The organism is Acidobacterium sp. S8, from assembly GCF_009765985.1.
Lineage (GTDB): Bacteria > Acidobacteriota > Terriglobia > Terriglobales > Acidobacteriaceae > Alloacidobacterium.
The window spans coordinates 68,675-94,558 of record NZ_LMUM01000018.1 but is presented as its reverse complement, the minus strand read 5'-3'; the positions used below and the strand labels follow the sequence as shown (position 1 = coordinate 94,558).

The window sequence follows — 25,884 nt, the reverse complement described above, 5'->3', positions numbered from 1 at the left end:
TCCCTATGAAATGCGTGTTGCGTGCGGGCCTGCCATTGCCATCGACAGGCCCGTAGAAGTCTTATGCCGCTTAATAGCCCGCGGCCTTTCCAAAGCTGTGCCGATGATCCTGTCCGCCTTCGAGATCGCCGGTCTGGGGATCGACCGCGATGCACTCGCCATCGCTCCAGTGACCTTTGCTGATTTTGACCTGATAGCCGAAAGCGCGTAGGCCCTCGACTGTGGAGTCAGGAAAGCCGGGTTCCAGCAGGAGAACATCAGGCAGGTACTGATGATGGAAACGAGGCGCGTCGACTGCGGCTTGAATATTGAGTCCCTGATCGGCAGCACTTATGAAGATATTGGCTACCGTGCTGATGATCATTCCGCCGCCGGGTGAGCCGAGGACCATGTTGACTTTGCCGTCTTTGAGCACGATCGTCGGCGTCATGCTTGAAAGCGGACGCTTGCCGGGTGCGATGGAGTTGGCCGGACCCTGGATCAGGCCGAACATATTCGGCGCTCCCTGCTTTGAGGAGAAGTCGTCCATTTCGTCATTGAGCAGGAAGCCGAGCTTTTCCGCAGTCACGTCTGAGCCAAAGCCGTTGTTCAGCGTGGTGGTGACGGCAACGGCGTTACCATCTGCATCGAGAACCGAGTAGTGCGTGGTCTGAGCCGATTCGTGGCGCACATCGGCCATGGTTGGCGGCGGTGGCAAAAAACCTTCCGGGCGCTTGAGGTCAGCCGAAGGCGTGGCCTGATCCTGCTTGATGCTGGAGCGCCAGGCGGCGGCATATTTCTTGTCGGCAAGCTGATTGATCGGAATCTTCACATAGTCCGGATCGCCCAGGTAATCGGAGCGGTCCATGTAGGCGCGGCGATAGGCTTCGGTGATGAGGTGCATCTCCGCGGGAGTGCGATCGCCGAGACGGCCAAGGTTATAGCCATCCAGAATATTGAGCGCCTCGATCAAGGCGATTCCGCCGGAGGACGGCGGGGGAGCGGCGATGATGCTGTAGTCCTTGTAAGTACTGGAGAGCGGCTCGCGCTCCTTCACGACGTAGGAGGCGAGGTCTTTCTCGGTGATAAGGCCGCCGCCCTTTTGCACGTCTTCAGCGAGCTGCTTCGCAATCTGCCCGTGATAGAAATCGTCGGGATCCCTGGCGATGCGGCGCAGGGTCTGCGCCAGTTCAGGCTGCTTGAAGAGATCTCCAGTCTGGTAGTAATTTCCATCGCGTTGAAAGATGTGCTTCGACTCGGGAAAACGTGCCAAGTCGGAATCATGCAGCTCTTTGGCTTCCTCTTCCGTCAGAACGAAGCCCTCGGATGCGAGGCGAATGGCAGGCTCCATGACCTTGGCCAGCGTCAGCTTGCCATATTTTTTCTCGGCATAGGCCATGCCGGCGACCGATCCGGGAACGCCGACGGCTTTGAATCCCACGATGCTCTGGTTGGGAATGACATTGCCCTTGTCGTCGAGATACATGTTGGCGGTGGCGGCCAGCGGGGCTTTTTCACGGTAGTCGATGAATGTGGATTTGCCGCTGTGCAGATGGATGAGCATGAATCCGCCGCCGCCGATATTGCCCGCGACCGGATGCACGACGGCTAACGCGAAGCCTGTGGCTACTGCCGCGTCTACGGCGTTGCCGCCTTCTTTCAGAGTTTCGACCCCGGCATCGGTTGCCAGATGCTGGATGCTGACGACCATGGCATGCCTGGTGCGGACGGGAGTTTCATTCTGTATCGCCAGCGAAGGGTTGACTGTCTGCTGGGCTGGCAGAGTGAGACAGGCAGAAAGGCAGAGAGTTGATGAAAAGGAAATTGACCGGAAAGTCATGGTTGGCGGTAGTTTAACCCGGTTCCCGGAAATCTCGATGAGACTTTACGGATGACCGCCCCAACACTGTAACGCTTGATGTTACACTGGCCACGTGATCAAGAGCTTCCGGCATCGCGGAGTCGAGAAGTTCTTTAAAACGGGTTCAAAGGCGGGAATTCAGCCAAAACATGCGCAGAAACTGCAGCTATTACTCACTGTACTGAATGCGGCAACCGAACCGGAGCAGATGAATGTTCCGGGTTGGGATGGGCATTCTCTGAAGGGTGAGTTGGTGAGACATTGGGCGGTGAAAGTGAATGGTAACTGGCGGTTAACTTTTACCTTTGAAGGTGCCGATGCCGTGTTGGTCGATTATCAGGATTACCACTGAAGAGGTTGCATCATGTATTCGCAAATGCACAACCCGGCGCATCCTGGCATGCTGGTGCGAGAGTATATTGGAGAGCGCTCCATCGGGGCGGTTGCAAAACATATTGGAGTAGCGCGAGCGACGCTGTCGCGCATTGTGAATGGAAGCTCTTCCATCACTGCCGATATGTCAATCCGTCTGTCGGAGGCATTTGGCGTTTCACCGGATTTGCTGCTTCGTATGCAGGCTCAGTACGACCTCTGGCAGGAATCGCAACGGACGCGCAGAAAGATCAAGCCGCTCGATCACGCGGCTTAGCTACAATCCATTCTGCATGTCTACGCGTATACGTTCGTTTTCGAAGATTAATTTAGGGTTGGCAATCGGTCCTTCGCGGCCGGATGGTTTCCATGGGCTGACGACCCTTTATCAGACGCTTGCTGCGCATGATCTGGTAACGGTTGAGGCGAGGCGAATTTCGGGCGGCAAGAGCCGCATCGTGCTTTCGACCAATGACGAGCGTGTGCCTACCGATAACCGCAATACGGTCTGGAAGATGCTTGAGCCGGCGATTGCGCTGAGCAAGTGGTCGGTTGAGGTGCATGCTCACATCGAAAAGCGCTTACCGGTGCAGGGCGGGATGGGCGCGGGTTCGGCGAATGCCGCCGCGGCGCTGATTGGTCTCCAACATGAGCTGGGAGAACGACTTGCGGCTGCGGATGGCCTGAAAATCGCGAGCGGAGTAGGCTCGGATGTGCCGCTTTTTCTGGTTGGCGGAGCAGTTCTGGGACTGGGACGTGGTGAGGCCGTATATCCGATGCCCGATTTACCCGAAACCCATTGCGTGGTGGCGCTGCCGGAGGTTGGTGTATCGACGCCGCAGGCCTTCCGCGACTGGGACGTTCTTTACGCAGAAAAATTGACCCACGGTCCATCCTCCGATAGACTTGAAGAGTTGAGTCGGGCTCTCTCTGCGTGTCTTTGCGAGCCACACTCCTCCGGTGTCTTCTCTTCAAGAGAAGACCGGCCCGGGAATCCACTTCTCGCGCTTGTCCGAACCGGGATAGAAAACGACTTTGAAGAGGTCGTCTTTCGTCAGCATCCCTCACTCGGTGACATCAAGCGTATTTTAGTGTGTTCTGCCCAGCCGGAGCAGTCGGCTCTTTATGCTGCGCTATCTGGTTCTGGATCGGCCGTTTTCGGTCTGTACGGATCAGAAAAGGCGGCAGAGGCAGCCGAAGAGCGTTTATCGGCCAAGGGTATTGCTTCTCTGCGGACAAAAACCTTGCCGCGTGGGGCATATTGGCGGACGATGATCGAGGGTCCACGAAGCAGCAGTAGTTATTGGGCGATCGACTAATGGTAGGTCAAGTGCCTTTGGAGCACTTTGTCTAGGTTCGAATCCTAGTCGCCCAGCCAGATTTAAGCTGTGTCATCTATAGGTAACGTCTTGTGATGGCATGGATGATGATCGAAGTTGCTGGCTATGCAGTCAGGCCAGCATAAGTGACAACCAACGCAAACCAGCTTGGGGGTTTCTTGTGAAAACAGAGACGATGACGGAAGTATTGACGCCGGAAGCAGCAACCGACGGGCGCGGCAAGCCAGCACCCGAGCGCAAACGGCAGCAGAGACTTAGCGAAGACAGGCGCTTCAAGATTTTCTCCGGAACGGCAAATCGCGTATTAGCGCAGGAGATTTGCAGGCACATTGGAGTGCCGCTGGGAGAAACCAAAACACAGCGCTTCGCTGATGGCGAGATTTACTTCCAGCTGCTTGAGAATGTTCGCGGCGTGGATGTTTTTATTGTGCAGCCGACCTGCAACCCGGTCGACCAGCACCTGGTGGAACTGCTGATTATGATTGACGCGCTGAAGCGCGCATCGGCCGGCAGGATCACCGTGGTTGTACCGTATTACGGCTACGCGCGGCAGGACAGAAAAGACCGTCCGCGTGTTGCGATTTCGTCGAAGCTGGTTGCAGATTTGCTGACGACGGCTGGCGCGAATCGCGCGTTGTTTATGGATTTGCACGCGGCGCAGATTCAGGGGTTCTTCAACATCCCGGTAGATCACCTGTTCGCAAGTCCAGTGATGGTGAGCTACTTCAGGGAGTTGAATCTTCCCAATCTGACCGTGGTTTCACCCGATGCGGGAGGCGTGGAAAGAGCGCGCTTCTTTGCAACAAAGATGGGAGCGCCGCTGGCGATTGTCGACAAGCGCCGGACGGACATTAACGTGACGGAAGTGATGCACGTGATCGGCGATGTGCAGGGTCAGACTTGCCTCATCATCGACGACATCATCGACACGGCCGGCACGTTGGTAAAGACAGTCGACGCGCTGCTTGAAAAGGGCGCCAAAAAAATTTATGCGGGAGCGTCGCATGCGGTGCTCTCGGGGCCGGCAGTCGAGCGTATTCGCAATTCGCGGCTGGAGGAGCTGATTGTTACCGACTCCATTCCGTTGAGCGAAGAGGCGCAGAAGCTGTCGAAGATTAAGGTGCGGTCGATTGCCGGCCTGTTAGGCGCGGCCATCGAAAGCATTCACATGGAGACGAGCGTCAGCACGCTGTTCAGCTGAAGCGGGTCTGTTTCATAAGTTCGCGATTAAGCCAGCTTGGTCGCCAAGCAAAGGGAGCGGAACGATCCGTGCCCGAAGGAAAAGGACAGAATGATTACTCAGGAAGTAGTAGCAGCAACACCTCGCGAAGGTAAGTTCAACAAGAACGCAGCGCGCCGCGTGCGCGTCGGCGGCAAAATTCCCGCCGTGGTTTATGGCGCGAATGAGCCTTCCGTGGCGGTCGAAGTCGATCCCAAGCAGATTCTCCGCATTCTGCACTCGGATGCAGGCCACAACTCGATCTTCGATCTCGAAGTGGGCGATGCCAAGGCAAAAGCCATGATCGTGGACTGGCAGTATGAGCCGATCAAGGGTTCGTTGTTGCACATCGATCTGAAGCGCATCGCGCTCGACAAGGCGATCAAGGTCGAAGTACCGATTCAGCTGCTGGGCATCGCGGTGGGCGTCAAGACGCAGGGCGGTATTCTCGATCAGGTGCTGCGCGAAGTCGAAATCGAGTGCTTGCCGGGCGATATCCCGAGCCACATTGACGTCGATGTTTCGAATCTAGAATTCGGTCAGGTGCTGCGCGTCTCTGACCTGCCGCATACCGGCAAGCTGAAGTTCCTGACGGACGAGAACAGCACTGTCGCGCACGTCGTCGCTATCAAGGAAGAAGCAGCACCGACGGTCGATGCCACTGCTGCAGCAGCGACGGCGACTCCGTCTGAGCCCGAGGTCGTCAAGAAGGGCAAGCAGGATGCACCTGAGGCCGCTCCGGCGAAGAAATAACGCTTGGCGGACGAAGCAAACAATCGCGGCGTGTTTCTGGTCGTCGGACTCGGCAACCCGGGAATCGAATATCAGTTCACGCCGCACAATGCGGGCTTTCTTGCGATTGACCGCATCGCCGATGACTACGGCGTGCAGGTAGCGAATCGCAGATGCCGGTCAGCAACGGCAACGATTCGGATGGCGGGCCGTGAAGTGGTTCTGGCCAAGCCGGAAACGTACATGAACCTCAGCGGGATTTCGGTCGAGGCTCTGGTGAACGAGTTCGAGGCTGATCCGGAACGGGACCTTGTAATTCTGTACGACGAGCTGGCCCTGCCGCTGGGCTCGCTTCGGGTAAGAACGGGCGGCAGCTCCGGAGGACATAACGGAGCGAAGTCGATCAACGGCGCGCTGCGGACGGAAGAATGGGCGCGCATCAGGATCGGCGTAGGACCGCAGCCGAGCGAGATGAGCGGACGGCGCGGAAAAGATTATCTGCTGGCGCAGATGCGCAAGGCAGACCTGGCCGAGCTGGATCCGGTGCTCGATAAAACGGCCAAGGCAGTAGAGATGATTGTGTCGCAGGGCATCAAGGCTGCGATGAACGAGTTTAACCGTCGTGAGCAAAACGGCCTGGCGGACTAAAGAATCTGTAACGGTCACGGGTGCAAACGGCAGCCGCGATGCGAGAGAAGAGAGAAGCGAATGCAACGTTTTTACGAAGTAATGTTTATCGTTCGTCCTGACACGCAGGATGAAGATGTGGACAAGCTGATCGCCGGCTTTGAGGCCACCGTGACCAACGGCGGCGGCAATATCCGTTCAACCGAGAAGCTGGGTCGCCGCAAGCTCGCCTACTTGGTGCGAAAGTTCAGCGAAGGCAACTACATTCTGATGACCATCGATGCCGACGGCAAGCTGGTTGCGGAACTCGAGCGCCGTCTGCGCGTCTCTGAGCCTGTGATCAAGTTCATCACGGTGCGCATGGATGAAGAGCAGAAGCGCATCGACAAGATCAAGGCGATCCGCGCCACGCGCAAGAAGCTGAGCGCGCAGCCCGTCGCAGCGCCCGTGGAAGCTCCTGTCGAAGCACCTGCAGAAGCGACGCCGGCAAGCGCATAACAGATTTCGAATCAAGAATGATGCCGCCGGCATGGTCTGGCGGAGAAGGAAAAAGAAATGGCTGACGAAACAACAACACCCCGAGCGCCCGAAGGCGCAGCTCCCTCAGGCGGACCCGGTGGCCCGCGTGGTCCCCGCAGTGGCGGACCCGGTGGCCCTGGCGGTCCCGGCGGACGCAAGTTCTTCCGCCGCAAGAAGGTCTGCAAGTTCTGCACGGAAAAGATCGATGCGATTCCGTACCGCGACGTGCGTTTGCTGCAGGGCTTTGTGGCCGAGCGTGGCAAGATCGTTCCCCGCCGCCTGACCGGCGTGTGCACGACTCACCAGCGCCGTTTGACGCGCGCGATCAAGCAGGCCCGCAATATCGCCCTGCTGCCGTTCGCTGCGCGCTACTAACCGACCGCTGTCATCCTGAGCGGAGCGCGTAGCGCGAAGTGGAAGGATCTGCTGTATCTATGTTTGGAAGATGGCGCGAAGCGCCCTTATTTGGAGATTGGCAATGGAAGTCATTCTGAAAGAAGACGTAAACAACCTGGGACACCGCGGCGACGTGGTGAAGGTGGCGGACGGCTACGGCCGCAACTACCTGCTGCCCAAAAAGCTCGCCATGGAAGCGACTGCAGCCAACAAGGCCGTCATCGAGCAGATGAAGGCGTCGGCTGTGCGCCGCTCGGCGAAGGAGAAGGGCGAAGCAGAACAGCTGGTCGCGCAGCTCAACGACGTAGCGCTGGTATTCGAGCGCAAGGTCGGCGAGAACGATCACCTCTTCGGCTCTGTCACCTCGGCAGACATCGCCCACGGACTCGAGTCCAAGGGCTTCAACATCGATCGCCGCAAGGTGAGCCTCGACGAGCCTCTGAAGTCGCTCGGCGAGTTTCTCATCCCTGTCAAGCTGCATCGCGAAGTCACCGCCCATATTAAGGTCACGGTGAAGGGCGAAGAAGCAGCAGCCTAGTCAGCGGTAGCAGCTTAAAAGCAAAAAACAATGCCTCCGGCGGCGGACTCCCCCGTCCGGGGTAAATGAAAAGCCCCAGTGTCTACTGGGGCCTTTTCATTTTGTAGGATATTCCCGCCCACCTGGAGAATTTCGGGATAGGCTCTCGAGATATAGCACAGTGCGCGCATAAAGCGGCCAGCTCGCACGCGCATATCCCGCTCGCCCTACTCTTCTTCATCCAGAAAATCCTCGAGACGGTCGAGTCTCCGTTCCCATGAGGAGCGATGATCGTTGATCCACTGCTGTAGCGCGGCGAAGCCTGCTGTGCCGATGCGGCAGGTGCGGACACGGCCCACCTTCTCGGTGTGTACCAGTCCGCACTCTTCCAATATCTGCAGGTGTTGCGCAACGGCGGTCACGGTGATGTTAAGCGGCGCCGCCAGACGCGAGACCGAGGCTGGGCCTTCGCTCAGCCGGTCGACAATGGCCCGGCGCGTAGCGTCACCGAGGGCGTGAAAGACGCGCTTGATGCTGACTTCTTTTCCGGCGCCCTCGCTCACTTTTCGTCCAGCTCCTTTGCCAGATGGTCGAACAGCGTGCGCCAGCCCTGTTCGCGAATCTGCGGACCGTCGGATCCTTCAAAAAAGGCGCCCTGATGGGTGCAGATCAGGTCGGTTCCCGTTTCTGTTGGCAACAGCTCAATCGTAACCAGGGCGACCGAGATGTGCCTGCCGCCGAATGTCATGGTCGAAGCCGTCACAATACGCTGGTTCGGCACGATGTCCTGAAAGCTTCCTTCCGTGGAGAGCTCGACGCCTGCGAATTGCGTATTTTCCTTAAAGCGATACCGGGTTCTCTCCACTCCTCCAACCCGGAAATCCATCTCGAAGGCTTCGATTTCGTGATGTTCGCCCTCAGCAAACCAGCGGCGTTTCTTGCCGGAATCAGCAAAAGCGGTGAAAACGCGCTCGACCGGCTTGGAAAAGCTGCGCTCAACAATGAAGGTGTTGTGAATAACAGATGGTTCGGTCATCGGAGTGTTCCTCTCTCGCTTAGTGAAGCGATGACTTCAGTATTAGACTATCCGAGTTAATTGTCAAGTGAATACTTCAGTATTGAGTGAAATGTGGAGAATCCCGCAATCCGAGCGAAATGAGTCCTCATACAGATAAAGGCAATTACCTCTTTTCCGTCTTAAATTCTGACTTCCGCGCTATGATTTGTTCGCTTCATATTCACTTTTGCCGCAACGATTGAGCGCTCTCCGATCCCTATTTCGGCAAAAACCCTGTGCGGAGTCTCGCTTATGTACCGGCAATTCGGTAATTCTGCACTCCTGTTGTTGCTCATAACCTCTGCGCTGTCCCATGTGGCGGGACCGGGGCGGTGGGGCGCGGTGAAAGATATGGCCCCTGGCGTTGCGAGCACGGCCTCTCCACCATCTGTGATTGAGACCGAGGAGCGAGCCTGCTACGTATTTGAGGCATTGCGGCATTTTCTAGGAGGCGCGCCGGCACCCGCTGGGGTCAGCGGAGGATCGGACTGCTCAGAAGCAAATTTCAACGCAATCTTTCCCTCCGGAATTGAAGGAATCGATGCTGCAAACAGCCAGGTGTTGATGGCTACGGTGCCGGATCCTCTGCAGTCGTCCGAGGCTCTCCAATTCGACCGCGACATAGCAGCTCTGCAGGAGGCGGCTTCAACCGCCGGATACGATTTCCAATGGATGAATGCGCCCTGGTACGCTTCCGATCTTGCGGCCGCGAAGGATTTCAAAGATGCGCGCGAGGTCGATCAGTATCGCGAGATTTTCGGTGACAAGCCCGGCGCCCTGCTCTTTCGTAAACGAACCCCCGCAGCGCAAGTACAGGAGGCAGGTTCACCGAGTGTCTTGCTGATTGTCCTGGTGCCGGAGTCTCCGGTGTACGGCTTGAATCTTGCCGCGGCGCGGGAAGGTTTGAATGCTGTTCGCACGCTGCTGAAGTATCACTTTCGGAGTGCGCCGGTAGGCGATGTGGACGATGCCGGGCGCGTGCGATGGATTGGGCCGAGCTATTCTGCGTCTGCTCCCGGGCTGCGACAGCTTAAGGCCGAGAGCCAGCCGCATCTCGCCTTTGACGCTCTCAGCGGAAGCATCAGTACCCCAGCAGCCAACAATTTTCTTTTACAACGTCACCCATTGGACAAGGAAAACGACGCCAAAGCCACGCTTAACGAAATGGATACAGATGCTTTGTGCTCGTTTCTAGGGCAGGAAACGCGGTCGAGCGTTCGATCTGACGTGCCAGTCGCCGTGGTGCAGGAAGATGAAACTGCATACGGCGGGAATATCGGGGATCCGTCAGGTTTCACCAGTCCGTGCAGCTCTCTGGGAGCGTCAGTGAGGCGCTTCAGCTTTCCGCGCGGCATCTCGCATGTACGCCGGATGTATGGCGAGACGCTTAAGAACGCGACGTCGGGCCAGCAGCAACCGCAGGCGCACACCGGCGACAGTACGAATATTCCGTTCAGCTTCCAAGATGAGCTGGACGACCCGGAGGACAGGGCGCCGGAGTTTGCACCACAATCTCCAGTCTCAAATGAGAGCGTTCTTGCCGCCATTGCTTCCGATATCAAAGGAATTCTTGCGCGGTCGATTATCATCCGCGCCAGCGACCCGCTGGATGAACTTTTTCTCGCCCGCTATTTCCGCAAGGAGTGTCCGGATAGCCGACTCGTCCTCTTCCATGCTGAACGATTGCTCACGCGTCTGCGGGGTGATTTCAATCTGGATGGCGTGCTGGTTGTTACGCGCTTTCCTCTTTTTCAGGCCGCGTACCTGCAGACACCGTTCCGTCGTGAATCGCGCCATCAACTCACGTTCACGAACAGTCGCGAAGAAGCGATTTTTCTCGCGGCACTCCTCCAGATCAAGCCCGGGCACCTGTCGATACTGCAATCTCCTTTTGGAGAAGAGCGATTCGAGATGGCTCCGTGGATTGGAGTGACAGCAGGAGGAGCGTTCTGGCCGGTTGCATATTTAGGAAAAAATCAGATTGGCGCCGGTGCGGCGAAGCAGAATAACGTGCTGCTTTTGACGGATCTGCCGCCGCAGCCATTGTCGGAGCTATGGACGCTGATTGCACTCGCAGTGCTTGTGATTTCCGTGCTTCACTTTCTTTTCTTTCTGGCAGGCACGCCGACCGGAGACGCCTGGCTGCGCGATAACCGAAGGGAGTGGGCTCGCAGGATTGCGCGTCATCGCATGCTCAGTTTCTACATCATGCCGATATCTCCGACATCGGAGCAGTTGCGCTTGTACACGGGGCAATGCTGGTGGCTGTTAAATGCGAGCACGCAACTGGTTTTGCTGCTCTCCTATCTGCTCTTTCCTGTTATCGCGTATCAAATCAAGGTGCAGCAAGTGCCCACGCGAACAGCCATCTTCGCCGGATCGACCTTCGTGGTACTCATGCTGCAGTGCTGCATGGCAGGGATTCTTTTTCTCCGGCTCATCAGACATTGTGTGCGACTGAGGCAGGGTTTTTTCGGGCGATTCGAGAATGGATTGTTACCCATCCTCTCGCTGTCGTGGGTCTTCCTCTCGCTCGGACTTTTATTGCGCCAGCTTACTGATGCGCAGACGGGATTTGCTTTTGCGTCACGCTGCCTGCGGATTTCTTCCGGGGTCTGTCCTGTTTTGCCCCTGATGCTGGGATCGCTCAGCTTCCTGATTGCCGCGGCGGTGAACCTGAACGCCCTGAGCATGGCTATCACGCGCAATCCCGGCCTGCCGATGCTTCGCTGGCCCTATCTCGATCTGGCCTCCTGGGAGGAAAAGCTCGGGGGCTACACCGAACTCTGGTATGGACTGCCCGGCGCGGACGGGAAGCTGCTTGCGATCGCAATCTTTCTAGGCTGTTTCCTGCTGCATCCACGGCGGCTCTTTGCGACATTCGACATGTCGATCATGAGCTGGCTCTACACGTTGAATTTTGTATTCGCTCTCTGGACGGTGCTCTGGCTTTGGGTTCGATTTATTCGTATCTGGGGAGCATTGCGCAGTGGGCTTGATAGCCTGGAAGGATCGCCGCTGCGCTTTGCATTCTCCCGTCTTCCTGCTGTTTTCTCGATCGATCCAATATGGTCGTACGCAGGGCTGCGCCGCGTGGTTGTGTTGCCGATGCGGTGGTTTGAATATTTCAAGATTTCTCCCAAGGCGTTATCGGTGGAACCCAGTGCGGTAGGCGATGCGATGCAGGCTTTGCGCATCATCCTGCAGGAGACGCGCGATGCGAAGTGGCTCGATAATGAGACCTATATAAGATTTAGCAAGATACAGAACGATGCGGCGGTCAAGCTATCGGAGACGACAGAGATTCAGCCGCATGGATGCGAGGCGGGCCGGACTGCAATCCATCCTGCGCTTCTTCTTCGGATGAGTCTGCTTCAGCAGAAGAGAAGGATGGCGGCAAAGGGAAGGCTGCATGCTCTCAATCTCGTGGGGACGTGCCTTCCCCATGCGGGACGGTATTTGGAAAAGATAATTGCATGGTGGAACTGGGCGACGAATTTATAGCGATGCGGATAGCTGCCTACATCCGCTACATCACATTGCAGATGAAAAATCTGATGACTTTCATGTCATTGGGCTTTCTTTTTATGCTGCTGGCAGCGATCAGCTATCCCTTTGACGAGCCGCAGATCATTGCTTGGTCGGCTACGCTTCTTCTGGCGGCGCTGCTCTTTTCTGTAGGTACTGTGCTGGCGCAAATGGATCGTGATGCCATCCTGAGCAGGATGAGCAACACGACTCCTGGCCAAGTGCGCTATACCGCGTTTTTGAAGCACATGGCCGCTGTGGGTGGATTGCCGCTGGTTACGATACTGGCGACGCTTTTTCCTTCGATCGGCAGCTTTCTTTTCTCGTGGGCGACGCCGATTCTGGAGAGCCTGCACTGAGAATCGCTATGATGCTCACATGAGTGCCCTGCTTGAGCTCGACCAGCTTTCGATTGCCTTTCAGAACCGCAACGCAGTGAACGAGCTTACGCTGCGCATTGAGCCAGGCGAATCTCTCGGACTGGTCGGCGAATCGGGATCGGGAAAATCAGTCACAGCGCTGGCAATACTTCGCTTGCTTGATCCGGCGGCGCGCATGCATGGCTCGATACGATTTGCCGGCCGCGATCTGCTCTCGCTATCGAGCGACGAGATGCGAAAGATTCGCGGGCGCGAAATCTCGATGATTTTTCAGGAACCGATGACGGCGCTGAATCCAGTGATGCCGATTGGGGAGCAGATTGCGGAAGCGATCCGGACGCATCAGCCTGAGCGATCGAGGCGCGAGGTGCGGGATGCGGTGATTGAAGCGATGACGGCGGTTGCGCTGCCCGAACCGGAAAGACGGTTGGGGGATTATCCGCACCAGTTTTCCGGCGGCCAGCGTCAGCGCATTCTTATTGCCATGGCGATCGTCAATCGTCCGCGACTGCTGATCGCCGATGAGCCAACCACGGCACTCGATGTAACGGTGCAGGCGCAGATTCTGGACCTGCTGGCTGATTTGCGCGAGCGCTATTCGCTGGCGATGCTATTCATCTCACATGATCTGGCTGTGGTGTCACAGGTTGCGGATCGTGTTGCTGTAATGCGGCATGGCCTGCTGCTCGAAGAAGGGCCGAAGACTGCTATTTTTCAGTCGCCGCAGCATGCGTATACGCGCAGTTTGCTGGGCGCGATTCCGACGCTGCGGACGGACAAAGATCGTCCGCTGGCTACGCTTGCCGGCGCTGCTCAGACCGATGGCGGCGAGTGGCGGCAATATGCCGACGGCCACTGGGTGCGCGGTTGAATCGCGACACTTGGAATCTGCGTCTTATAAGACTAGATTGAGAATTGGCTTTTTATGCGGGCGCTCGTACTTTCTGATATCCATGCCAATCTGGACGCACTGGACGCGGTGCTGGCTGCGGCGCCTGAGTACGACGTGGTGTGGAATCTTGGGGACGTTGTAGGCTACGGCGCGAATCCGAACGAAGTCATTGACCGGGCGCGCTCGTTGGGAAGCATCTTCGTTCGCGGCAACCATGACCGCGTGTGCAGCGGGCTGGGCAGTATGGAGGATTTCAATCCCATTGCCAGCAGGGCGGCGCGCTGGACGCAGTGTGTGCTTTCGGCCGAGCATATCTCCTGGCTTCGGCACATGGCGGTTGGGCCGATCATGCCGGATGGTCCGCAGGTGAGTTGCACGCATGGCTCGCCGCTCGATGAGGATGAATACATTCTCTCGATGCGAGACGCGTGGCAGCCTCTGCAGCGGGTCGCGACGGCTATTAATTTTTTCGGCCATACGCATCTGCAGGGTGGATTCGCCACGAACGGCGATGAGTCGTTCAAGATCGTTCCCGATTATGCAACGCACAACGAGCCGGAGGAGTATGAAGTCGTGCTGTGCGAGGGCGTGCGCTATTTGCTTAATCCGGGATCGGTCGGTCAGCCGCGGGATGGCGACTGGCGCTCGGCGTTTGCGATTTATGACGACGTGAAGCGGCTGGTTACGTTTTACCGCGTGCCTTACGATGTGCGGCTGGCGCAGATGCGCATCATTCGCGCCGGGTTACCGGATCGTCTGGCTACGCGGTTGAGGGATGGGCGCTGAGTTTGTCATTCTGAGCGCAGCGAAGAATCCACGGGGAGCTTCCGCCACAATCGTAGCTCAACTCTTTTCCGAGAGTCTTTGCGGAAAACCTGAAAAGTTCATTAGCTATTGAAGCTCTATCTGGATCCTTTGCTTTGCTCAGGATGACATCCTTAAAAACTAAACAGCCTTCATCACCTGTGCGGCGAAGCGCTCCATCTCTTCTAGTTGCGGGCTGCTTTGCAATAAGACCAGATCTACGCCGACTGCTGTGAACTCTTCCATACGTTCCGCGACTTGTTCCGGCGTGCCGACGAATCCGCTTCTCAGACCCCGGTTGGATACGGAGTAGTCTTCAAGAGAAATTTTTTGCTCGAGATTTGAGCCGGTGATCCATTGCTGGTAGTTGGCGTAACCGCGCGCGGATTGCTGTACGTCTGTAATGCGGGCCACTTCTTTTTTTGCTTCAGCTTTAGAGTCGCGCACGATGGCGTATCCGGCGACCCCGAAGGTCATGGGCGGCAGTCCGGCGGCCTCGCGGCGCTGGCGCATGTCGGCGATCTTTTTGCCTACGATCTCCGGTGGGTCACCGTGCATGAGGTAGGAATCGCATTTTGTTGCGATGAGATTTTTTGCCGTCTCGGATTCGCCACCTGCGTAGAGGGTTGGGCGCGGCTTGCTTACCGGCTTGGGCGAAAGGACGTTGTCAGCTACGCGATAATATTTGCCTTCGTAGGAGAAGCCCTGCTGGTTCCAGCAGCCGTTGACGACGTCGAGCCACTCGGAGGTGCGGGCATAGCGGTCGTCGTGCTGGTCGAACTGGATGCCGTATTTTGTCGCCTCGTCGGCCCACCAGCTGGAGACGACGTTCAGTGTGAGGCGGCCATTCGAGATGTGGTCGATGTTTGCGGCCTGCTTAGCGAGGAGCGCCGGGTTGTGAAAGGTAGGCCGGACGGCGACCATCAACTCCAGCTTCTTCGTGACGGCGGCGAGTGCTGCGGTGGTCGACCAGGCATCGAGCGACGGCGCATCGACGCCCTTGATGTCGTTGAGATTCAGCTCAGCGATCAAAGTGAGGTCGTAGCCGATCTCTTCTGCACGCTGGGCCAGCTTGCTCACATATTCCCAGCTTGGGGCCATCTGCTCATCTTCGACATTGCGCAGCCATCCGCCGAAAACGGGCAGCCAGAAACCGTAGCGCATCAGCGGACACCTACCGCTTCGGTTTCGTTTACCTTTGCTGCTTCTGCTTCGAGCCAGTCCACCAGCTTGGCGAAGGGATCGAAACCGATGACGCGCGGGCCATCGGCGACGAAATTGGAGAGGGCGTTGATGTCGTAGTAGAGGCGCTGACCGTCGCGGTCGTCGGTGATGTACTCGATGCCGCCGAGCTCGATGCCGGATTCGCGCATGATGCGTTCGACGTCGGCGACGACTTCCTGCGGGGGCTCGAATGCTTCGACGCTGATGCCGGATTTCGGCGCGTCGACGGGACAGGCTGCGCGGTTGAGCTCGACACCTGTCGGAGTGCGGCAGATATCTGCGGGGCAGAGGTCGAAGGTTTCGCCGGTGATGTGAACCTTGATGGCGTAGAGGAATTTGCCGTTCAACACTTCGCAGCGGACGATGTGGGAGTCGCGCGCGGGGATGAATTCCTGCACTAAAGCTGTGGAGTCGAGACCGAAGGCCAACTCGCCTGCGTCGGCCGCGGTCTGCAATGCTTCCTGCGTGTCGAAGCGTTTGACGCCTGCGCCGGAACCGCCGATGTTGGGCTTGACAACGATGGGCCAACGCAGTCCTTCGGTAGCGGGCACGGCCTGCGATGCGCGGTGGATGACGCGGGCCTTGGGATAGGGCAGGCCGAGCTCGTCGAGAAGCGAGAGCTGCGCTGCTTTCGACAGCTCGGTACGGAAGGCTTTGAGACCGTTAATGACGCGGACGCCGCGGCGTTCAAGATGATCGAGGAAGCCGAGGGTGTAGAAGATAGCGTCGCCGTGCTCGCGATTCCATGCCGATGGACTCATGCGGTTGATGACGAGCGCCCAGTGGGGCTCAGGATGCTCTTCGATGGCGTAGGCGTGGCCTATCGCGTCCAGTTTGACGTAATCGACGCCGCGGCGGTCGAGCTCGGCGAAGAGCGGCTTGAACCAGTGCTGCTGTTCGTAATAAATCGCGATGGGCTTGGGCATACCGATTTTCCCCTGCAACTTTACTGAGACGACCGGCGACGCATCTTCGATGCGTGGACACGCGGTTTCTTCAGTAAATATTTATGTTTCCGTTCTCTTGAAGGATATCAAGACGCAGTGACTGAACGTTACTCGCCGGACGGAGCTGCGGCTCCGGAAAGAATGATCGGCAAGGTAGGCGCGGTAGCGCCTTCGGCCTTTTCGACCGTGACGCCAAAGGCCTTTGCGGGAATGCCTTTAGGAAGCGGCGGTAACACTACGCTTGCGCTGCCGCTCGCATCAGGACGGAAGAGTCCTGCCGGAACGGGGCTCGTGCCGTTGGCGGGGATGATCCAAAGCTCATAGGTCTTGTCCGGATCAAGGCGGGCAAGGTCGTTCGCCTGGAAGATGAGGGCGCCACGCTCAGCCAGATACACTGCGCGTCCAGTGGGCACAGGCGGAGTCTTCGCGGGTGTCAGCACTACTCGTTGTGCGGCCGGCGCCGTGAGCACATCGAGCACTTCCTGCGCGTGTGCGTTGGCCATCGTCAATTCCGCGGCCCGATTGGATTCATCCTGCAGCTTTTCATTGAGCACATTGATCTTTGCGCCAAGCCATGCGGACACAATGATCAGCGCGGCGACCGCGGCCCAGGGAAGCCACGCAGCAGAGCGACGAGCCGTGGACGGAGGAACTGCGGTCAGCGGCAGGGGCGGCTTTGCGGCCGTCGATGGCAGTGTGGACACCGCATCCGCTGCAATCCTGTCGATGAAGCGCTTCCTGGCGCCTTCCGGCAGGGGATGTTGCTCGACACTGAGGGCCAGGAGCGCCATATCGCCGGAAAGTTCGGCGACTTCAGCGCGGCAGATGGCACACTCTTCCAGGTGCTGGCGTACCGTGGCAGACTCCTCGGCGGAGAGGTCCCGCATCGCATACAGGGCCAAGTCTTCCGGCGAAATGTGGATGCGGTCTGTCATGCCCGAATGGCCTTTCGTAAGCTGATCAACGCCAACCTGATCCTGGTTTTCACGGTCCCTAAGGGGTCGCCTGTTTGAGCCGCGATCTCTGAATGACTCAAACCTTCAAAAAATGCCAGTTCTACCGACTTCCGTTGTTCCGATGGCAGGTCATTCATCACTCCCCGGACCTTTTCCATCATCGTGTTCCGTTCCACCTCGGAGGCTAGATTTGTGCTCGAAAACAATACAACATCATCAGTTGAAGAGGTCGGCTTTCTGCGCCGGAGCGAATCGATCGCACGGTGTCTGGTGATGACGGCCAGCCATGCACCCAGCGATCCGCGCTCTCGCGCGAAGGCATAGGGTGATTTCCAGAGCTGGAAGAATATTTCCTGCATTACGTCTTCCGCCTGGCCCGAATCCTTGAGAACGCGCAGAGCGACGGAGTATACCGTGCTCCCGTAACGACCGAAGATTTCCGCCATGGCCTTCTGGTCACCGCCCTGTACGCGATTCAGTAACAGCTCATCGCTGGCGGGGGCCGCTGAGGTGCCGGAGGAAATTGGGTCTTCGTTGGGAGAACGATGCGGCGGCCTTATCGGATTGGAGGGATTTTCGGTCATCGATCAAGGCCAGCCCGTAATTTACCGACCGGGCCGCGCAAGCACAAGGGCTAAGATGAATGATTCATGGATTTAGTTGGGCATCAGCGATGAACGAGTGATGTGAAGTTCAGCCGCGATCGAATCACCTTATGAATAAACGTCCACTCATAGTTACGATCGTCAGCTGGATCTTCCTCGTTACAGGCGCGATCAGCGTTGTTTACCACTTCATGACGTTTCATCTCCATCAGGCATTTCTGGGAGAGAATGCTCTTCTCTCAGTCCGGCTCCTGGCAATTGTCTGTGGAGCGTTCATGTTTATGGGACGAAACTGGGCTCGTTGGCTCGCGCTGGCGTGGATGGCATTTCACGTTGCTCTGAGCTTCTTTCACTCCTTGCAGGAAGCGCTGGTGCATAGCGTGATTTTCCTGCTGATTGCCTATGCGCTGTTCCGTCCCGAAGCGAGGGCCTACTTTCGCCCTGCGTCCACGAGAGATGCTTAGACGAAATCTTAGATTTGTCGATTTTGAGCCGGATCTTCCCCTTGTCGAAATGCAGAAGTAAACCGATTCCGTGTAGAATTTCGCCGACTCGATTTTTATCTCAGAGGAGCATCCTTGCGCAGCTACCGGAACGCCATTCGCCTGTCTTCATTCCTCGTTCTATTGTTTTCATTCGCCTCACTCAGCCGTGCGCAGGATAGCCTGGTGGCACCGGCGCCCCACGCAAAGACAACCCACGTCAAGCACGTCCTGGTTATCGGCGAGACCAAGGGTTTCGAGCACGATTCCGTTCCCGACGCGATGGCGGCCATCTTTGAAATGGGCCAGCAGAGCGGTCTCTGGGACACGACGATACGCACCGACACCGAACTGCTGACCAAGAAGAAGCTCGACCGCAACGCTAAAAATCTCGACTACTTTGACGCCATCGTTTTTGCCAGCACCACCGGCGAGCTCGACATGGACGACAGCCAGAAGGCAGACATGATGTCTGCCATCAAGGAAGACGGCAAAGGCTTCGTGGGTATCCACGCCGCGCTCGACACGAATTACAAATGGCCCGAGTACGGCGAGATGATCGGCGGCTGGTTCGACCAGCACCCGTGGATGACCTTCAATGCGCCCATCATCAACGAAGACCCGAGCTTTCCGGCCGTCAGCCACTTTCCGCATGAGTTCGTGAAGTACGATGAGATCTATCAGCCGAAAGAATGGTCACGCGACAAGGTCCACGTGCTGCTCAGCCTTAATCCCTCGAAGCTCAATTACGAGAACAACCCGCGCATCCACCGTGAAGACCATGACTTCGCCGTTGCGTGGTCGAAAACGTACGGCAAAGGTCGCGTCTTTTACTCGACGCTGGGACATACGGAAGAAGCGTGGAGCGATCCGGACATTCGCAAAATGTACTTTGAAGCGATCAAGTGGGTCTTAGGCATGACCGAAGGCAGCACGGCATCGCATCCGCGTGTTTCGCAGCCATAATCGCGATCAGGACGAACCGGTTGCCCCATCCTTTTGCGTCGGTGCAAAAGGGTGGGGGCAACTGCCTGCCTGAACTTTTCTCAGTGGCGATCTGTTTCTTTCCTACATGAAACAGAGCATTCTAAGTACAGATATGCCGCCTCCCACCCCATCCACACTGTCAGTCCCATCCCACGGCGGTAAATATTTCACTGACAGTTACATTTTTCAGTGGCAGAACCAGACGTTCCGGGAAGATCTGTTCCTTCTGCTGCCGATCGCCTTTTGTCTCGGAACCGGCATCTGGCTCGGACATCCAGCGGCGGGAATGATCGCCGCGGGCGGAGCTGTCACTGTCGGCTTTGGCCGCAAGCAGAGCATCGACGAGTCACCGCTACTGCCCATGCTTTTCGTTCCCTTCGGCATGGCGCTCGCAGCCTTCCTCGGCGTTTTCATCGGCTACACAAATTTTCTGCTGGTGGGTATGGCTGCGCTTTTGGGCTTCGGCTACGGCATGCTGACTACGCGCGAGGCCGGATACAGCTGGGTCGGGCAACAATGCGTAATCACCTTCCTGGTTGCTTCCGCTTTTCCCGCTTCGTTGAAGGCGGCAGGAGACCGCGCGTTGTTGATCCTTGCCGGCGGGATCCTGCAACTTCTTTCGTGCGCCATTCTGCTTCACCTCTTCCATCAGCTCCGCGAGCATCTCGTTTCTCTTGCCCGATATGTTCGCGAAGAGGAGGCAGCACTGCGCGCCGCTGTACTTGAGACCACGCAATCTGTCCGGCAGCGACGCTTTCTGAATTCCGCATTACCCTACTCTCTGCGGCTCGCCTTTACACTTGGCCTGACCACGGAAATATATCGCCGCCTTCACTTCGCCAGCGGTTACTGGATTCCGATGACAGCCCTGCTGGTTCTGAAGCCCGGCATTACCGATACGGCGAACCGCGCCATAGCCCGCATGGTGGGTACGCTCGCCGGAGCCATCCTGGCCAGCTACTTCATTGCGCACATCAGCCTTTCTCCAATTACGCTTGCCGGATTAACTCTGCTCTTCGCATGGCTTGCCTATGGCACCGTCAACGTCAACTACGCGCTCTTCACCGTCTGCATCACCGGATACATCGTCTTCCTGCTTTCTCTCGCCAATACTCCCGGCCCGCTTATCGCACGGCGCCGGGCGACGTGTACCGTCATCGGCGGTTTTATCGCGCTGGCGGTGCGTCTCGTCGTGATCTCATATCGCAGGACTCAGCGCGAAAAGAGCGGAACTGCCACGGCGTTCACACCCTGATGACGAAGCGGTTCGCCTTTCCGGGTCATCGGCTCACAGCACAATGGCTTAGAACCCGCTTCAAACCGGTCGCAGCGACGGTATAATGGAAGGTTCAGAAGGAAAGGAGCACGCGCTTCACATGCCCATCGAGCCCACCAGCAAAATCTGGCACAACGGCAACCTCATCCCCTGGGATAAAGCCCAACTTCACGTCATGAGCCACGTGGTCCACTACGGCTCGTCCGTCTTCGAAGGCATCCGGTGCTACGGTCAGCCCCAGGGAGCCGCCGTTTTCCGGCTGCCCGAGCACATGCAGCGCCTTATTGACTCCGGCAAGATCTACCGCATGACGCTGCCCTATTCGCTCGATCAGCTGACCTCCGCTGTTGTCGAGCTGGTTGAGGCCAATGGCGTGGCACCGTGCTACATTCGCCCCATTGCGCTGCGCGGATACGGTGAAGTGGGCGTCAATCCCAAGAACTCGCCTATAGAGATCTACATCGCCAATTATCCCTGGGGCAAGTATGTCCCCGGAGATGACGGCGCTGATGTCTGCATCTCTTCGTGGAACCGTCTTGCGCCCAACACCATGCCGTCGCTGGCAAAGGCAGGCGCCAATTACATGAACTCGCAGCTTATCCGCATGGAAGCCGATATCAACGGCTACTCCGAGGGCATTGCGCTCGACGTCAACGGTTATCTGTCTGAGGGCTCTGGGGAAAATCTGTTTATCGTGCGGAACGGAGTCGTCTACACCTCGCCTCTGGCAAACTCGGTGCTCTCCGGCATTACGCGCGATTCGGTACTCACGCTGGCCCGGCATCTCGGTATTCCGGTTGTCGAGCAGTCGCTACCGCGTGAGTTGCTCTATATTGCCGACGAGGTTTTCTTCACCGGAACCGCGGCTGAAGTTACACCGATCCGCTCGGTCGATCGCATTACGGTAGCCGACGGAAAGACAGGCCCCATTACCAAGCAGCTGGCTGACGAGTTCTTCGGAATCGCCAATGGCCTGCGCCCTGACCGTTTCGGCTGGCTTACCCCGGTCAACGTCAACGTGGAGCAGACGGTCACGGTGTAAGTACAGATAAGCCTCCGCTTAGGCGGGCTGTCCGTAGAAACAAAAGCCCCAGGAAAACCTGGGGCTTTTTGTTTCTCTAAATCTCCTCGTCGCTTGTGTGATGGATGCCACTTCTCCGGATTTAAAGCCAGAAGCCGAGGAGGTGGAGGCTGAGCGGATCGGCCAGGCAGACAGCCATACTGTCTTTCCAGATTTTTTGATAATGAGCATCGGCGCCGTGCTGGGTTTCGCGATCGTAATGATGTTGCAATAAGCCCGCTCGAGTCACAAAGTGAAGCTGGATCGCCGCGTCATGAGCCTGCTGCAGGGCGGCGGCAGTCGGAGCGCGCAGCGCCATCAGAGATCGCGCGAGTGCGCGACCTGTAACAATGCCCACATCGTAGTGGAACTGCTCATGCGACAACAGGCCAGCGGTTTGGGGAGCGGACTGGAAGATCTCGGCGTTCGGCGTAATGATAATCGTCGCCGTGCCGGTGTATGCAAGCTGCCCGTCAACCGTACTGTAATCAAGGTCAGGAACGTCGTAGCTGAATGTCGTAAAGGCATCGACGGATGTCCCGTCACCTGGATCGACCGGTTTCGTCGCTGTCAGTCTGAAATCAGCCCAGGTCAGTAAATCGGGTTTGGCTGCAAGAGTGATTGCCATCTTCGAACTCTATTTCATAGTGCGAATGGCAATCCTGCCGTAGCACCATTTCCAGCCTTCGCGCGAAATTTCCGGGTCGGTCAGCCGATTGGACAAAGCGCGGCCCCATCGTAGCATCACCCGGGATCTGCTCGTGCTCGACACAGCCGCAACTCTGCCCTGCTCCAACCCTATGCACACATCGTGCATTTCTAAGACGTCGCGGCAGATCGGCGGAAAGCCGATATTAGAATGGCCACAGACTCGTTGAAGCCCATAAAACTCTTGCGGAGGAAGCAGCCCTGAATGGAGAAGCATGGAATTGCGGTGCGACTCGAGCGGTTCTGGCAACGCGTGACCGAAGGCATGCAGCTCAACGAGCTCTGGTCGCAGTTTCGCAGAGATGCGAATTCCAGCTATCGTTTGTATTCCAAAGAGGTCGATTCCACAAGGGTTGCGGGAATACCCCAGACGAAACACTTCTTCGGCGTGGCACGGCAATTTTTCTGGGCGATCATAGAGAAGCTCACGCCCGCTCGCCGCGTCCTGTTGCTTGTTGCCCTGGTGCTGGTTCTCGTTCCCGGTGGTGAATGGACATTGACCACACGCTCAAGCCAGATAAAAGTATTTGCACTGGACTTTCATTTTTTCGGCGGCCTGTTGATGTTCGCGCTGCTTATTCTGGAAATTGCCGACCGGGTGGTCATGAAACGCGATTTGCAGATTGCGAAAGAGATTCAGGAGTGGCTTCTTCCGGCCAATCCGCCAGAGGTGCCGGGTATCGATCTCGCATTCGCTACAAGGCCTGCGAACACGGTTGCCGGAGATTATTATGACGTGTTCGCGCGACCACGCTTAGATTCGGAAGCCGCCACATTTCTGATTGCAATCGCTGATGTCGCCGGCAAAAGTGTGCCGGCCGCCATGCTGATGGCGACGTTTCAGGCGAGCCTGAAGACTCTGAGCAGCACACCCGGATCGCTGCCCGAGTTAGTCAGCCGAATGAACCGTTACGCCTGCAGCAACAGCCAGAATGGCCGACGGTTTACCACCGCTTTTATTGCCGAATTCGATCCCGCATCGCGCCGGTTAACCTATGTCAACGCCGGGCACAACAATCCGATACTTCGCCGCCATTTAGGTCTGATCGAGCGGCTGGAAGCAGGAGGAATGCCGCTCGGCGTCATGGAAGATGCTCACTACCAGTCGGGCGAGGTGATGATGGAGACTGGTGATTGGCTGGTGGCGTTCACGGATGGGGTGGTCGAGGCCGAGAACAGTTTTCAGCAGGAGTACGGAGAAGAACGCTTCCTTATGATGTTGCATTCCGGCGTGATGCTGTCTCCTGAGATGCTGCTGAACAGCATCCTGCTGGACCTCGATCGATTTGTGGGGGACGCTCCGCAGCACGACGATGTTACTTGCATGCTGTTGCGCGCGGTTTAACCGTCCAGAGGCCTGCATCGCCATCCAACGTTAGCTCTTCGAGCTCGTCGGGATTTTCATTCTCTGGCTTTTGGTGCGTAGCTGTTGCTGCTGTTCCATTTGCTGCAGATGCAGGATGGGAGATGCCAGAGGCAGCGGATCGATTGTGCGTTCCACGTGCACCGACCAATCTTCCGGCATTGGCCACTCCTCATCTGTCTGTGGGGGAGTGTCATGTGCGGTCACCTGCACGTTCACTCGTAATTCACTCGATGTAATGCCTCGATAGACTCCGCGATTCGGAGGCACGTCATCGTAATCGCGACCCAGCGCCGTACGGATGTGAGACTCGTGAGCAAGCAGATCGTTCGTCGGATCAAAACCCACCCATCCCAGACGCGGTAGAAAAGCGTCTACCCATGCGTGAGTTGCGCTTGCCGTCGAACGCACATGATCGGTGGGCCGATGGTAGAGATAGCCGCTGACGTAGCGGCAGGGAATGCCCAGATGACGCACGAGGGCGATCATGATGTGAGAAAAGTCCTGGCAGACCCCGGCACGGCTCTCCAAAGCCTCATCGATAGGAGAGTCGACGCGTGTGCTTCGCGGAACATAGGCAATCGCATCATGCAGGCGGGTATTGATCTCTCGTAAAACGGTCAAGGGATCGTCGCGGCGCACTGCGCCGAATTCAGTGGCAAGTTTCAAGAGCGCCGGCGTTGGCTTTGCGAACTTGCTCGGCAGCAACATTTCCCAGTAGTCGCCATCACTGACGATGTCGTCGAGCTCCTGCCATGCAGATGGAGAAAGCGCGTCGGGAATGTCCGCAAGTTCCTGCAATTCGACCAGCGCGCGACCGACGATCATCAGTTCGCCGTGGCGTCCGGGAATATTAAAGTGATGAACATTGTTGCCGATGAAATCGCGATAGGAGAACACGCGGCATCGCGGGCTGACCGAAAGAGAGAATGTGAAGCATCGCTGGTTCGTATCCGTTCGCGGATGGATGCGCACCTCCATAAGCGATTCGTTGATCGGTAGATCATATTCAAATCGCGTCATGTGTCTTATGGAATAGAACTTCATTGCCCATCTCCCATCAAACTGCTAAGGCCGTATCTACGGAGTAGCTGATATACAGCCGATAAATCAGCTCCTGAATCATGCGGGACTGTTCGAGAACGTCGCGAAGATAACCTGCAGTATCCTGCTCCAGAATTTCATCAATTTGTGCGAAGCTCAGTGACGCCTGAAGCTTTCCAGCGCGCCGTGCCAGCTCGTCGGACGGATACCTTCTTCGTTCAGTTTGTATTCCGGAGAGCGCATCGAAGAGGCAGTTCACTGAGTACCGCAGCGAATGAGGAAAGAGCGGATTCAGCAGGAGAAATTCCAGCACTCGCTCTGGCGTGATGTCGGTTGTGTAGACAGTGCAGAAGGCCTCAAATGCTGTGCAGCAGCGCAGTAATCCGACCCACTCAAGGTATTGTGTGGATTCGATTACCCCTCCCGGGATGTTGAACGCATGCGGATAGTAGAGGACAAGCAGGGTGGCGATTGCCGTAGAGCGCTCCATATATCGCCCGGCCCGAATGAAGTGCCAGCCTTCCCCATGCAGCATGGTGGTATCGGTTACGCCCTCAAATAAGTGGAGACCATCATGCAGCGTCTGCAGCAGATCAGAAACCGTAGCGTAGCTTTGCTCTGAGCGCATCTCCATCATGTTGTGGTAGAGCTGATTTAATTTCTGCCATTGCTCGCTGCTGATTTCATCGCGGACCTGGCGCGCGTTTTCGCGTGCGGCACCGATGCACGCTGCGATGGAGGCGGAGTTGGCCACGTCGAAGCACATCATATCGACAAGATCGTCCGGCTCGCCGCGCTGGAGGATCTTCGGAACCATCAGGATGTGCATGAGTCTGTGCGAGCGTCCCTCCGGCCTGGTTTCCGGCCTTTCGAGCATCAGATTCAAAGAGACGTCCAATACGCGAATGGAATGCTCTGCGCGTTCGAGATATCGGCCGATCCAGTACAGGCTGTCTGCTACTCGAGAAAGCATTCTTGCATGCTCCTTTCCTCAGGAGATTGATTCTGT

28 protein-coding genes and 1 tRNA gene are annotated in these 25,884 nt (G+C 57.1%); 19 read left to right on the top strand and 10 right to left on the bottom strand.

Features of this window, described 5'->3' with window-relative positions:
• Positions 1–70 precede the first annotated feature (70 nt).
• Positions 71–1,819: a gamma-glutamyltransferase gene (ggt, locus tag GSQ86_RS06510; protein WP_158749147.1), complete on the bottom strand. Its 1,749-nt coding sequence runs from the start codon at positions 1,817–1,819 to the stop codon at positions 71–73.
• A 94-nt stretch (positions 1,820–1,913) separates the two neighbouring features.
• On the opposite strand from ggt, the gene GSQ86_RS06505 reads away from it, so the two are divergent.
• The 10 genes from GSQ86_RS06505 (at position 1,914) to rplI (ending at position 7,583) form a co-directional block, all read left to right on the top strand.
• On the top strand, positions 1,914–2,192 hold the full coding sequence (locus tag GSQ86_RS06505) for a type II toxin-antitoxin system RelE/ParE family toxin (RefSeq protein ID WP_158749146.1): 279 nt from the start codon (positions 1,914–1,916) through the stop codon (positions 2,190–2,192).
• 12 nt (positions 2,193–2,204) lie between these two features.
• Complete coding sequence (locus tag GSQ86_RS06500; protein ID WP_216841034.1) at positions 2,205–2,489, top strand: HigA family addiction module antitoxin; 285 nt, start codon at positions 2,205–2,207, stop codon at positions 2,487–2,489.
• Between the two features lie 16 nt (positions 2,490–2,505).
• Positions 2,506–3,531 (top strand): 4-(cytidine 5'-diphospho)-2-C-methyl-D-erythritol kinase, encoded by a 1,026-nt coding sequence (gene ispE / locus GSQ86_RS06495; protein ID WP_158749145.1) that lies wholly within the window; start codon positions 2,506–2,508, stop codon positions 3,529–3,531.
• Positions 3,517–3,590 (top strand) — tRNA-Gln (locus GSQ86_RS06490). The genes ispE and GSQ86_RS06490 overlap by 15 nt, the downstream gene beginning before the upstream one ends.
• Before the next feature lie 122 nt (positions 3,591–3,712).
• Positions 3,713–4,753: a ribose-phosphate diphosphokinase gene (locus GSQ86_RS06485; protein WP_371720320.1), complete on the top strand. Its 1,041-nt coding sequence runs from the start codon at positions 3,713–3,715 to the stop codon at positions 4,751–4,753.
• Positions 4,754–4,843: 90 nt separating this feature from the next.
• Positions 4,844–5,524, top strand: coding sequence for a 50S ribosomal protein L25 (locus tag GSQ86_RS06480; RefSeq protein ID WP_158749143.1), 681 nt, complete (start codon positions 4,844–4,846; stop codon positions 5,522–5,524).
• Between the two features lie 3 nt (positions 5,525–5,527).
• The gene (pth, locus tag GSQ86_RS06475) at positions 5,528–6,151 is read left to right on the top strand and encodes an aminoacyl-tRNA hydrolase (protein WP_254062194.1); all 624 of its coding nucleotides are present in this window, start codon (positions 5,528–5,530) and stop codon (positions 6,149–6,151) included.
• A 60-nt stretch (positions 6,152–6,211) separates the two neighbouring features.
• Positions 6,212–6,628 carry a 30S ribosomal protein S6 gene (gene rpsF / locus GSQ86_RS06470; RefSeq protein ID WP_158749142.1) on the top strand — a complete coding sequence of 139 codons (417 nt, stop codon included), beginning with the start codon at positions 6,212–6,214 and terminating at the stop codon, positions 6,626–6,628.
• Positions 6,629–6,685: 57 nt separating this feature from the next.
• Positions 6,686–7,024 carry a 30S ribosomal protein S18 gene (rpsR, locus tag GSQ86_RS06465; RefSeq protein ID WP_158749141.1) on the top strand — a complete coding sequence of 113 codons (339 nt, stop codon included), beginning with the start codon at positions 6,686–6,688 and terminating at the stop codon, positions 7,022–7,024.
• 103 nt (positions 7,025–7,127) lie between these two features.
• Positions 7,128–7,583 (top strand): 50S ribosomal protein L9, encoded by a 456-nt coding sequence (rplI, locus tag GSQ86_RS06460; RefSeq protein ID WP_158749140.1) that lies wholly within the window; start codon positions 7,128–7,130, stop codon positions 7,581–7,583.
• 206 nt (positions 7,584–7,789) lie between these two features.
• On the opposite strand, the gene GSQ86_RS06455 is transcribed toward rplI, so the two are convergent.
• Both GSQ86_RS06455 and GSQ86_RS06450 read right to left on the bottom strand, forming a co-directional pair.
• On the bottom strand, positions 7,790–8,125 hold the full coding sequence (locus GSQ86_RS06455; RefSeq protein ID WP_158749139.1) for a helix-turn-helix transcriptional regulator: 336 nt from the start codon (positions 8,123–8,125) through the stop codon (positions 7,790–7,792).
• On the bottom strand, positions 8,122–8,598 hold the full coding sequence (locus GSQ86_RS06450; RefSeq protein ID WP_158749138.1) for an SRPBCC family protein: 477 nt from the start codon (positions 8,596–8,598) through the stop codon (positions 8,122–8,124). The genes GSQ86_RS06455 and GSQ86_RS06450 overlap by 4 nt, the downstream gene beginning before the upstream one ends.
• A 273-nt stretch (positions 8,599–8,871) precedes the next feature.
• Between GSQ86_RS06450 and GSQ86_RS06445 the strand changes: the two genes are divergently transcribed.
• The 4 genes from GSQ86_RS06445 to GSQ86_RS06430 are packed head-to-tail and all read left to right on the top strand — an operon-like array spanning position 8,872 to position 14,205.
• Positions 8,872–12,123 carry a hypothetical protein gene (locus GSQ86_RS06445; protein ID WP_158749137.1) on the top strand — a complete coding sequence of 1,084 codons (3,252 nt, stop codon included), beginning with the start codon at positions 8,872–8,874 and terminating at the stop codon, positions 12,121–12,123.
• Complete coding sequence (locus GSQ86_RS06440) at positions 12,096–12,506, top strand: hypothetical protein (RefSeq protein WP_158749136.1); 411 nt, start codon at positions 12,096–12,098, stop codon at positions 12,504–12,506. The genes GSQ86_RS06445 and GSQ86_RS06440 overlap by 28 nt, the downstream gene beginning before the upstream one ends.
• 19 nt (positions 12,507–12,525) lie before the next feature.
• On the top strand, positions 12,526–13,398 hold the full coding sequence (locus GSQ86_RS06435; RefSeq protein WP_158749135.1) for an ABC transporter ATP-binding protein: 873 nt from the start codon (positions 12,526–12,528) through the stop codon (positions 13,396–13,398).
• A gap of 54 nt (positions 13,399–13,452) precedes the next feature.
• The gene (locus tag GSQ86_RS06430) at positions 13,453–14,205 is read left to right on the top strand and encodes a metallophosphoesterase (RefSeq protein ID WP_158749134.1); all 753 of its coding nucleotides are present in this window, start codon (positions 13,453–13,455) and stop codon (positions 14,203–14,205) included.
• Positions 14,206–14,364: 159 nt separating this feature from the next.
• Here the strand turns inward: GSQ86_RS06430 and GSQ86_RS06425 are convergent, their stop codons facing one another.
• The 4 genes from GSQ86_RS06425 to GSQ86_RS06410 form a co-directional block, all read right to left on the bottom strand.
• Positions 14,365–15,387: an LLM class flavin-dependent oxidoreductase gene (locus GSQ86_RS06425; RefSeq protein ID WP_158749133.1), complete on the bottom strand. Its 1,023-nt coding sequence runs from the start codon at positions 15,385–15,387 to the stop codon at positions 14,365–14,367.
• Entirely contained in the window at positions 15,387–16,373 is a 987-nt protein-coding gene (locus GSQ86_RS06420; RefSeq protein ID WP_158749132.1) for a RimK family alpha-L-glutamate ligase, read from the bottom strand. The genes GSQ86_RS06425 and GSQ86_RS06420 overlap by 1 nt, the downstream gene beginning before the upstream one ends.
• Before the next feature lie 128 nt (positions 16,374–16,501).
• Positions 16,502–17,329, bottom strand: coding sequence for an anti-sigma factor domain-containing protein (locus GSQ86_RS06415; RefSeq protein ID WP_158749131.1), 828 nt, complete (start codon positions 17,327–17,329; stop codon positions 16,502–16,504).
• A complete protein-coding gene (locus GSQ86_RS06410; RefSeq protein ID WP_158749130.1) occupies positions 17,326–17,934 on the bottom strand; it encodes an RNA polymerase sigma factor in 609 nt (202 codons plus the stop codon). Before GSQ86_RS06410 ends, GSQ86_RS06415 begins: the two co-directional genes overlap by 4 nt.
• Before the next feature lie 131 nt (positions 17,935–18,065).
• Between GSQ86_RS06410 and GSQ86_RS06405 the strand changes: the two genes are divergently transcribed.
• From GSQ86_RS06405 to GSQ86_RS06390, 4 genes are all read left to right on the top strand, one after another.
• The gene (locus tag GSQ86_RS06405) at positions 18,066–18,419 is read left to right on the top strand and encodes a hypothetical protein (RefSeq protein WP_158749129.1); all 354 of its coding nucleotides are present in this window, start codon (positions 18,066–18,068) and stop codon (positions 18,417–18,419) included.
• Positions 18,420–18,533: 114 nt separating this feature from the next.
• Positions 18,534–19,403 carry a ThuA domain-containing protein gene (locus GSQ86_RS06400; protein WP_254062193.1) on the top strand — a complete coding sequence of 290 codons (870 nt, stop codon included), beginning with the start codon at positions 18,534–18,536 and terminating at the stop codon, positions 19,401–19,403.
• 106 nt (positions 19,404–19,509) lie between these two features.
• Positions 19,510–20,679, top strand: a complete 1,170-nt coding sequence (locus GSQ86_RS06395; RefSeq protein ID WP_158749128.1) for an FUSC family protein — start codon at positions 19,510–19,512, stop codon at positions 20,677–20,679.
• A gap of 121 nt (positions 20,680–20,800) precedes the next feature.
• Positions 20,801–21,742 (top strand): branched-chain amino acid transaminase, encoded by a 942-nt coding sequence (locus GSQ86_RS06390; RefSeq protein ID WP_158749127.1) that lies wholly within the window; start codon positions 20,801–20,803, stop codon positions 21,740–21,742.
• A 121-nt stretch (positions 21,743–21,863) separates the two neighbouring features.
• Here the strand turns inward: GSQ86_RS06390 and GSQ86_RS06385 are convergent, their stop codons facing one another.
• Positions 21,864–22,388 (bottom strand): hypothetical protein, encoded by a 525-nt coding sequence (locus GSQ86_RS06385; protein ID WP_158749126.1) that lies wholly within the window; start codon positions 22,386–22,388, stop codon positions 21,864–21,866.
• Between the two features lie 285 nt (positions 22,389–22,673).
• Between GSQ86_RS06385 and GSQ86_RS06380 the strand changes: the two genes are divergently transcribed.
• Positions 22,674–23,813 (top strand): PP2C family protein-serine/threonine phosphatase, encoded by a 1,140-nt coding sequence (locus GSQ86_RS06380; RefSeq protein ID WP_158749125.1) that lies wholly within the window; start codon positions 22,674–22,676, stop codon positions 23,811–23,813.
• Positions 23,814–23,843: 30 nt separating this feature from the next.
• Here the strand turns inward: GSQ86_RS06380 and GSQ86_RS06375 are convergent, their stop codons facing one another.
• Together GSQ86_RS06375 and GSQ86_RS06370 are read right to left on the bottom strand one after the other, a co-directional pair.
• Positions 23,844–24,878 carry a transglutaminase family protein gene (locus tag GSQ86_RS06375; RefSeq protein WP_158749124.1) on the bottom strand — a complete coding sequence of 345 codons (1,035 nt, stop codon included), beginning with the start codon at positions 24,876–24,878 and terminating at the stop codon, positions 23,844–23,846.
• A 13-nt stretch (positions 24,879–24,891) separates the two neighbouring features.
• The gene (locus GSQ86_RS06370; protein WP_158749123.1) at positions 24,892–25,848 is read right to left on the bottom strand and encodes an alpha-E domain-containing protein; all 957 of its coding nucleotides are present in this window, start codon (positions 25,846–25,848) and stop codon (positions 24,892–24,894) included.
• Positions 25,849–25,884 lie beyond the last annotated feature (36 nt).

What these genes read in the sequence shown, in the direction of transcription:
- ggt (WP_158749147.1), bottom strand. Translation starts at nt 1,819, where the DNA reads ATGACTTTCCGGTCAATTTCCTTTTCATCAACTCTCTGCCTTTCTGCC.
- GSQ86_RS06500 (WP_216841034.1), top strand. Translation starts at nt 2,205, where the DNA reads ATGTATTCGCAAATGCACAACCCGGCGCATCCTGGCATGCTGGTGCGA.
- ispE (WP_158749145.1), top strand. Translation starts at nt 2,506, where the DNA reads ATGTCTACGCGTATACGTTCGTTTTCGAAGATTAATTTAGGGTTGGCA.
- GSQ86_RS06480 (WP_158749143.1), top strand. Translation starts at nt 4,844, where the DNA reads ATGATTACTCAGGAAGTAGTAGCAGCAACACCTCGCGAAGGTAAGTTC.
- rpsF (WP_158749142.1), top strand. Translation starts at nt 6,212, where the DNA reads ATGCAACGTTTTTACGAAGTAATGTTTATCGTTCGTCCTGACACGCAG.
- rpsR (WP_158749141.1), top strand. Translation starts at nt 6,686, where the DNA reads ATGGCTGACGAAACAACAACACCCCGAGCGCCCGAAGGCGCAGCTCCC.
- rplI (WP_158749140.1), top strand. Translation starts at nt 7,128, where the DNA reads ATGGAAGTCATTCTGAAAGAAGACGTAAACAACCTGGGACACCGCGGC.
- GSQ86_RS06450 (WP_158749138.1), bottom strand. Translation starts at nt 8,598, where the DNA reads ATGACCGAACCATCTGTTATTCACAACACCTTCATTGTTGAGCGCAGC.
- GSQ86_RS06445 (WP_158749137.1), top strand. Translation starts at nt 8,872, where the DNA reads ATGTACCGGCAATTCGGTAATTCTGCACTCCTGTTGTTGCTCATAACC.
- GSQ86_RS06440 (WP_158749136.1), top strand. Translation starts at nt 12,096, where the DNA reads ATGGTGGAACTGGGCGACGAATTTATAGCGATGCGGATAGCTGCCTAC.
- GSQ86_RS06435 (WP_158749135.1), top strand. Translation starts at nt 12,526, where the DNA reads ATGAGTGCCCTGCTTGAGCTCGACCAGCTTTCGATTGCCTTTCAGAAC.
- GSQ86_RS06430 (WP_158749134.1), top strand. Translation starts at nt 13,453, where the DNA reads ATGCGGGCGCTCGTACTTTCTGATATCCATGCCAATCTGGACGCACTG.
- GSQ86_RS06425 (WP_158749133.1), bottom strand. Translation starts at nt 15,387, where the DNA reads ATGCGCTACGGTTTCTGGCTGCCCGTTTTCGGCGGATGGCTGCGCAAT.
- GSQ86_RS06420 (WP_158749132.1), bottom strand. Translation starts at nt 16,373, where the DNA reads ATGCCCAAGCCCATCGCGATTTATTACGAACAGCAGCACTGGTTCAAG.
- GSQ86_RS06415 (WP_158749131.1), bottom strand. Translation starts at nt 17,329, where the DNA reads ATGACAGACCGCATCCACATTTCGCCGGAAGACTTGGCCCTGTATGCG.
- GSQ86_RS06410 (WP_158749130.1), bottom strand. Translation starts at nt 17,934, where the DNA reads ATGACCGAAAATCCCTCCAATCCGATAAGGCCGCCGCATCGTTCTCCC.
- GSQ86_RS06405 (WP_158749129.1), top strand. Translation starts at nt 18,066, where the DNA reads ATGAATAAACGTCCACTCATAGTTACGATCGTCAGCTGGATCTTCCTC.
- GSQ86_RS06395 (WP_158749128.1), top strand. Translation starts at nt 19,510, where the DNA reads ATGAAACAGAGCATTCTAAGTACAGATATGCCGCCTCCCACCCCATCC.
- GSQ86_RS06390 (WP_158749127.1), top strand. Translation starts at nt 20,801, where the DNA reads ATGCCCATCGAGCCCACCAGCAAAATCTGGCACAACGGCAACCTCATC.
- GSQ86_RS06385 (WP_158749126.1), bottom strand. Translation starts at nt 22,388, where the DNA reads ATGGCAATCACTCTTGCAGCCAAACCCGATTTACTGACCTGGGCTGAT.
- GSQ86_RS06380 (WP_158749125.1), top strand. Translation starts at nt 22,674, where the DNA reads ATGGAGAAGCATGGAATTGCGGTGCGACTCGAGCGGTTCTGGCAACGC.
- GSQ86_RS06375 (WP_158749124.1), bottom strand. Translation starts at nt 24,878, where the DNA reads ATGAAGTTCTATTCCATAAGACACATGACGCGATTTGAATATGATCTA.
- GSQ86_RS06370 (WP_158749123.1), bottom strand. Translation starts at nt 25,848, where the DNA reads ATGCTTTCTCGAGTAGCAGACAGCCTGTACTGGATCGGCCGATATCTC.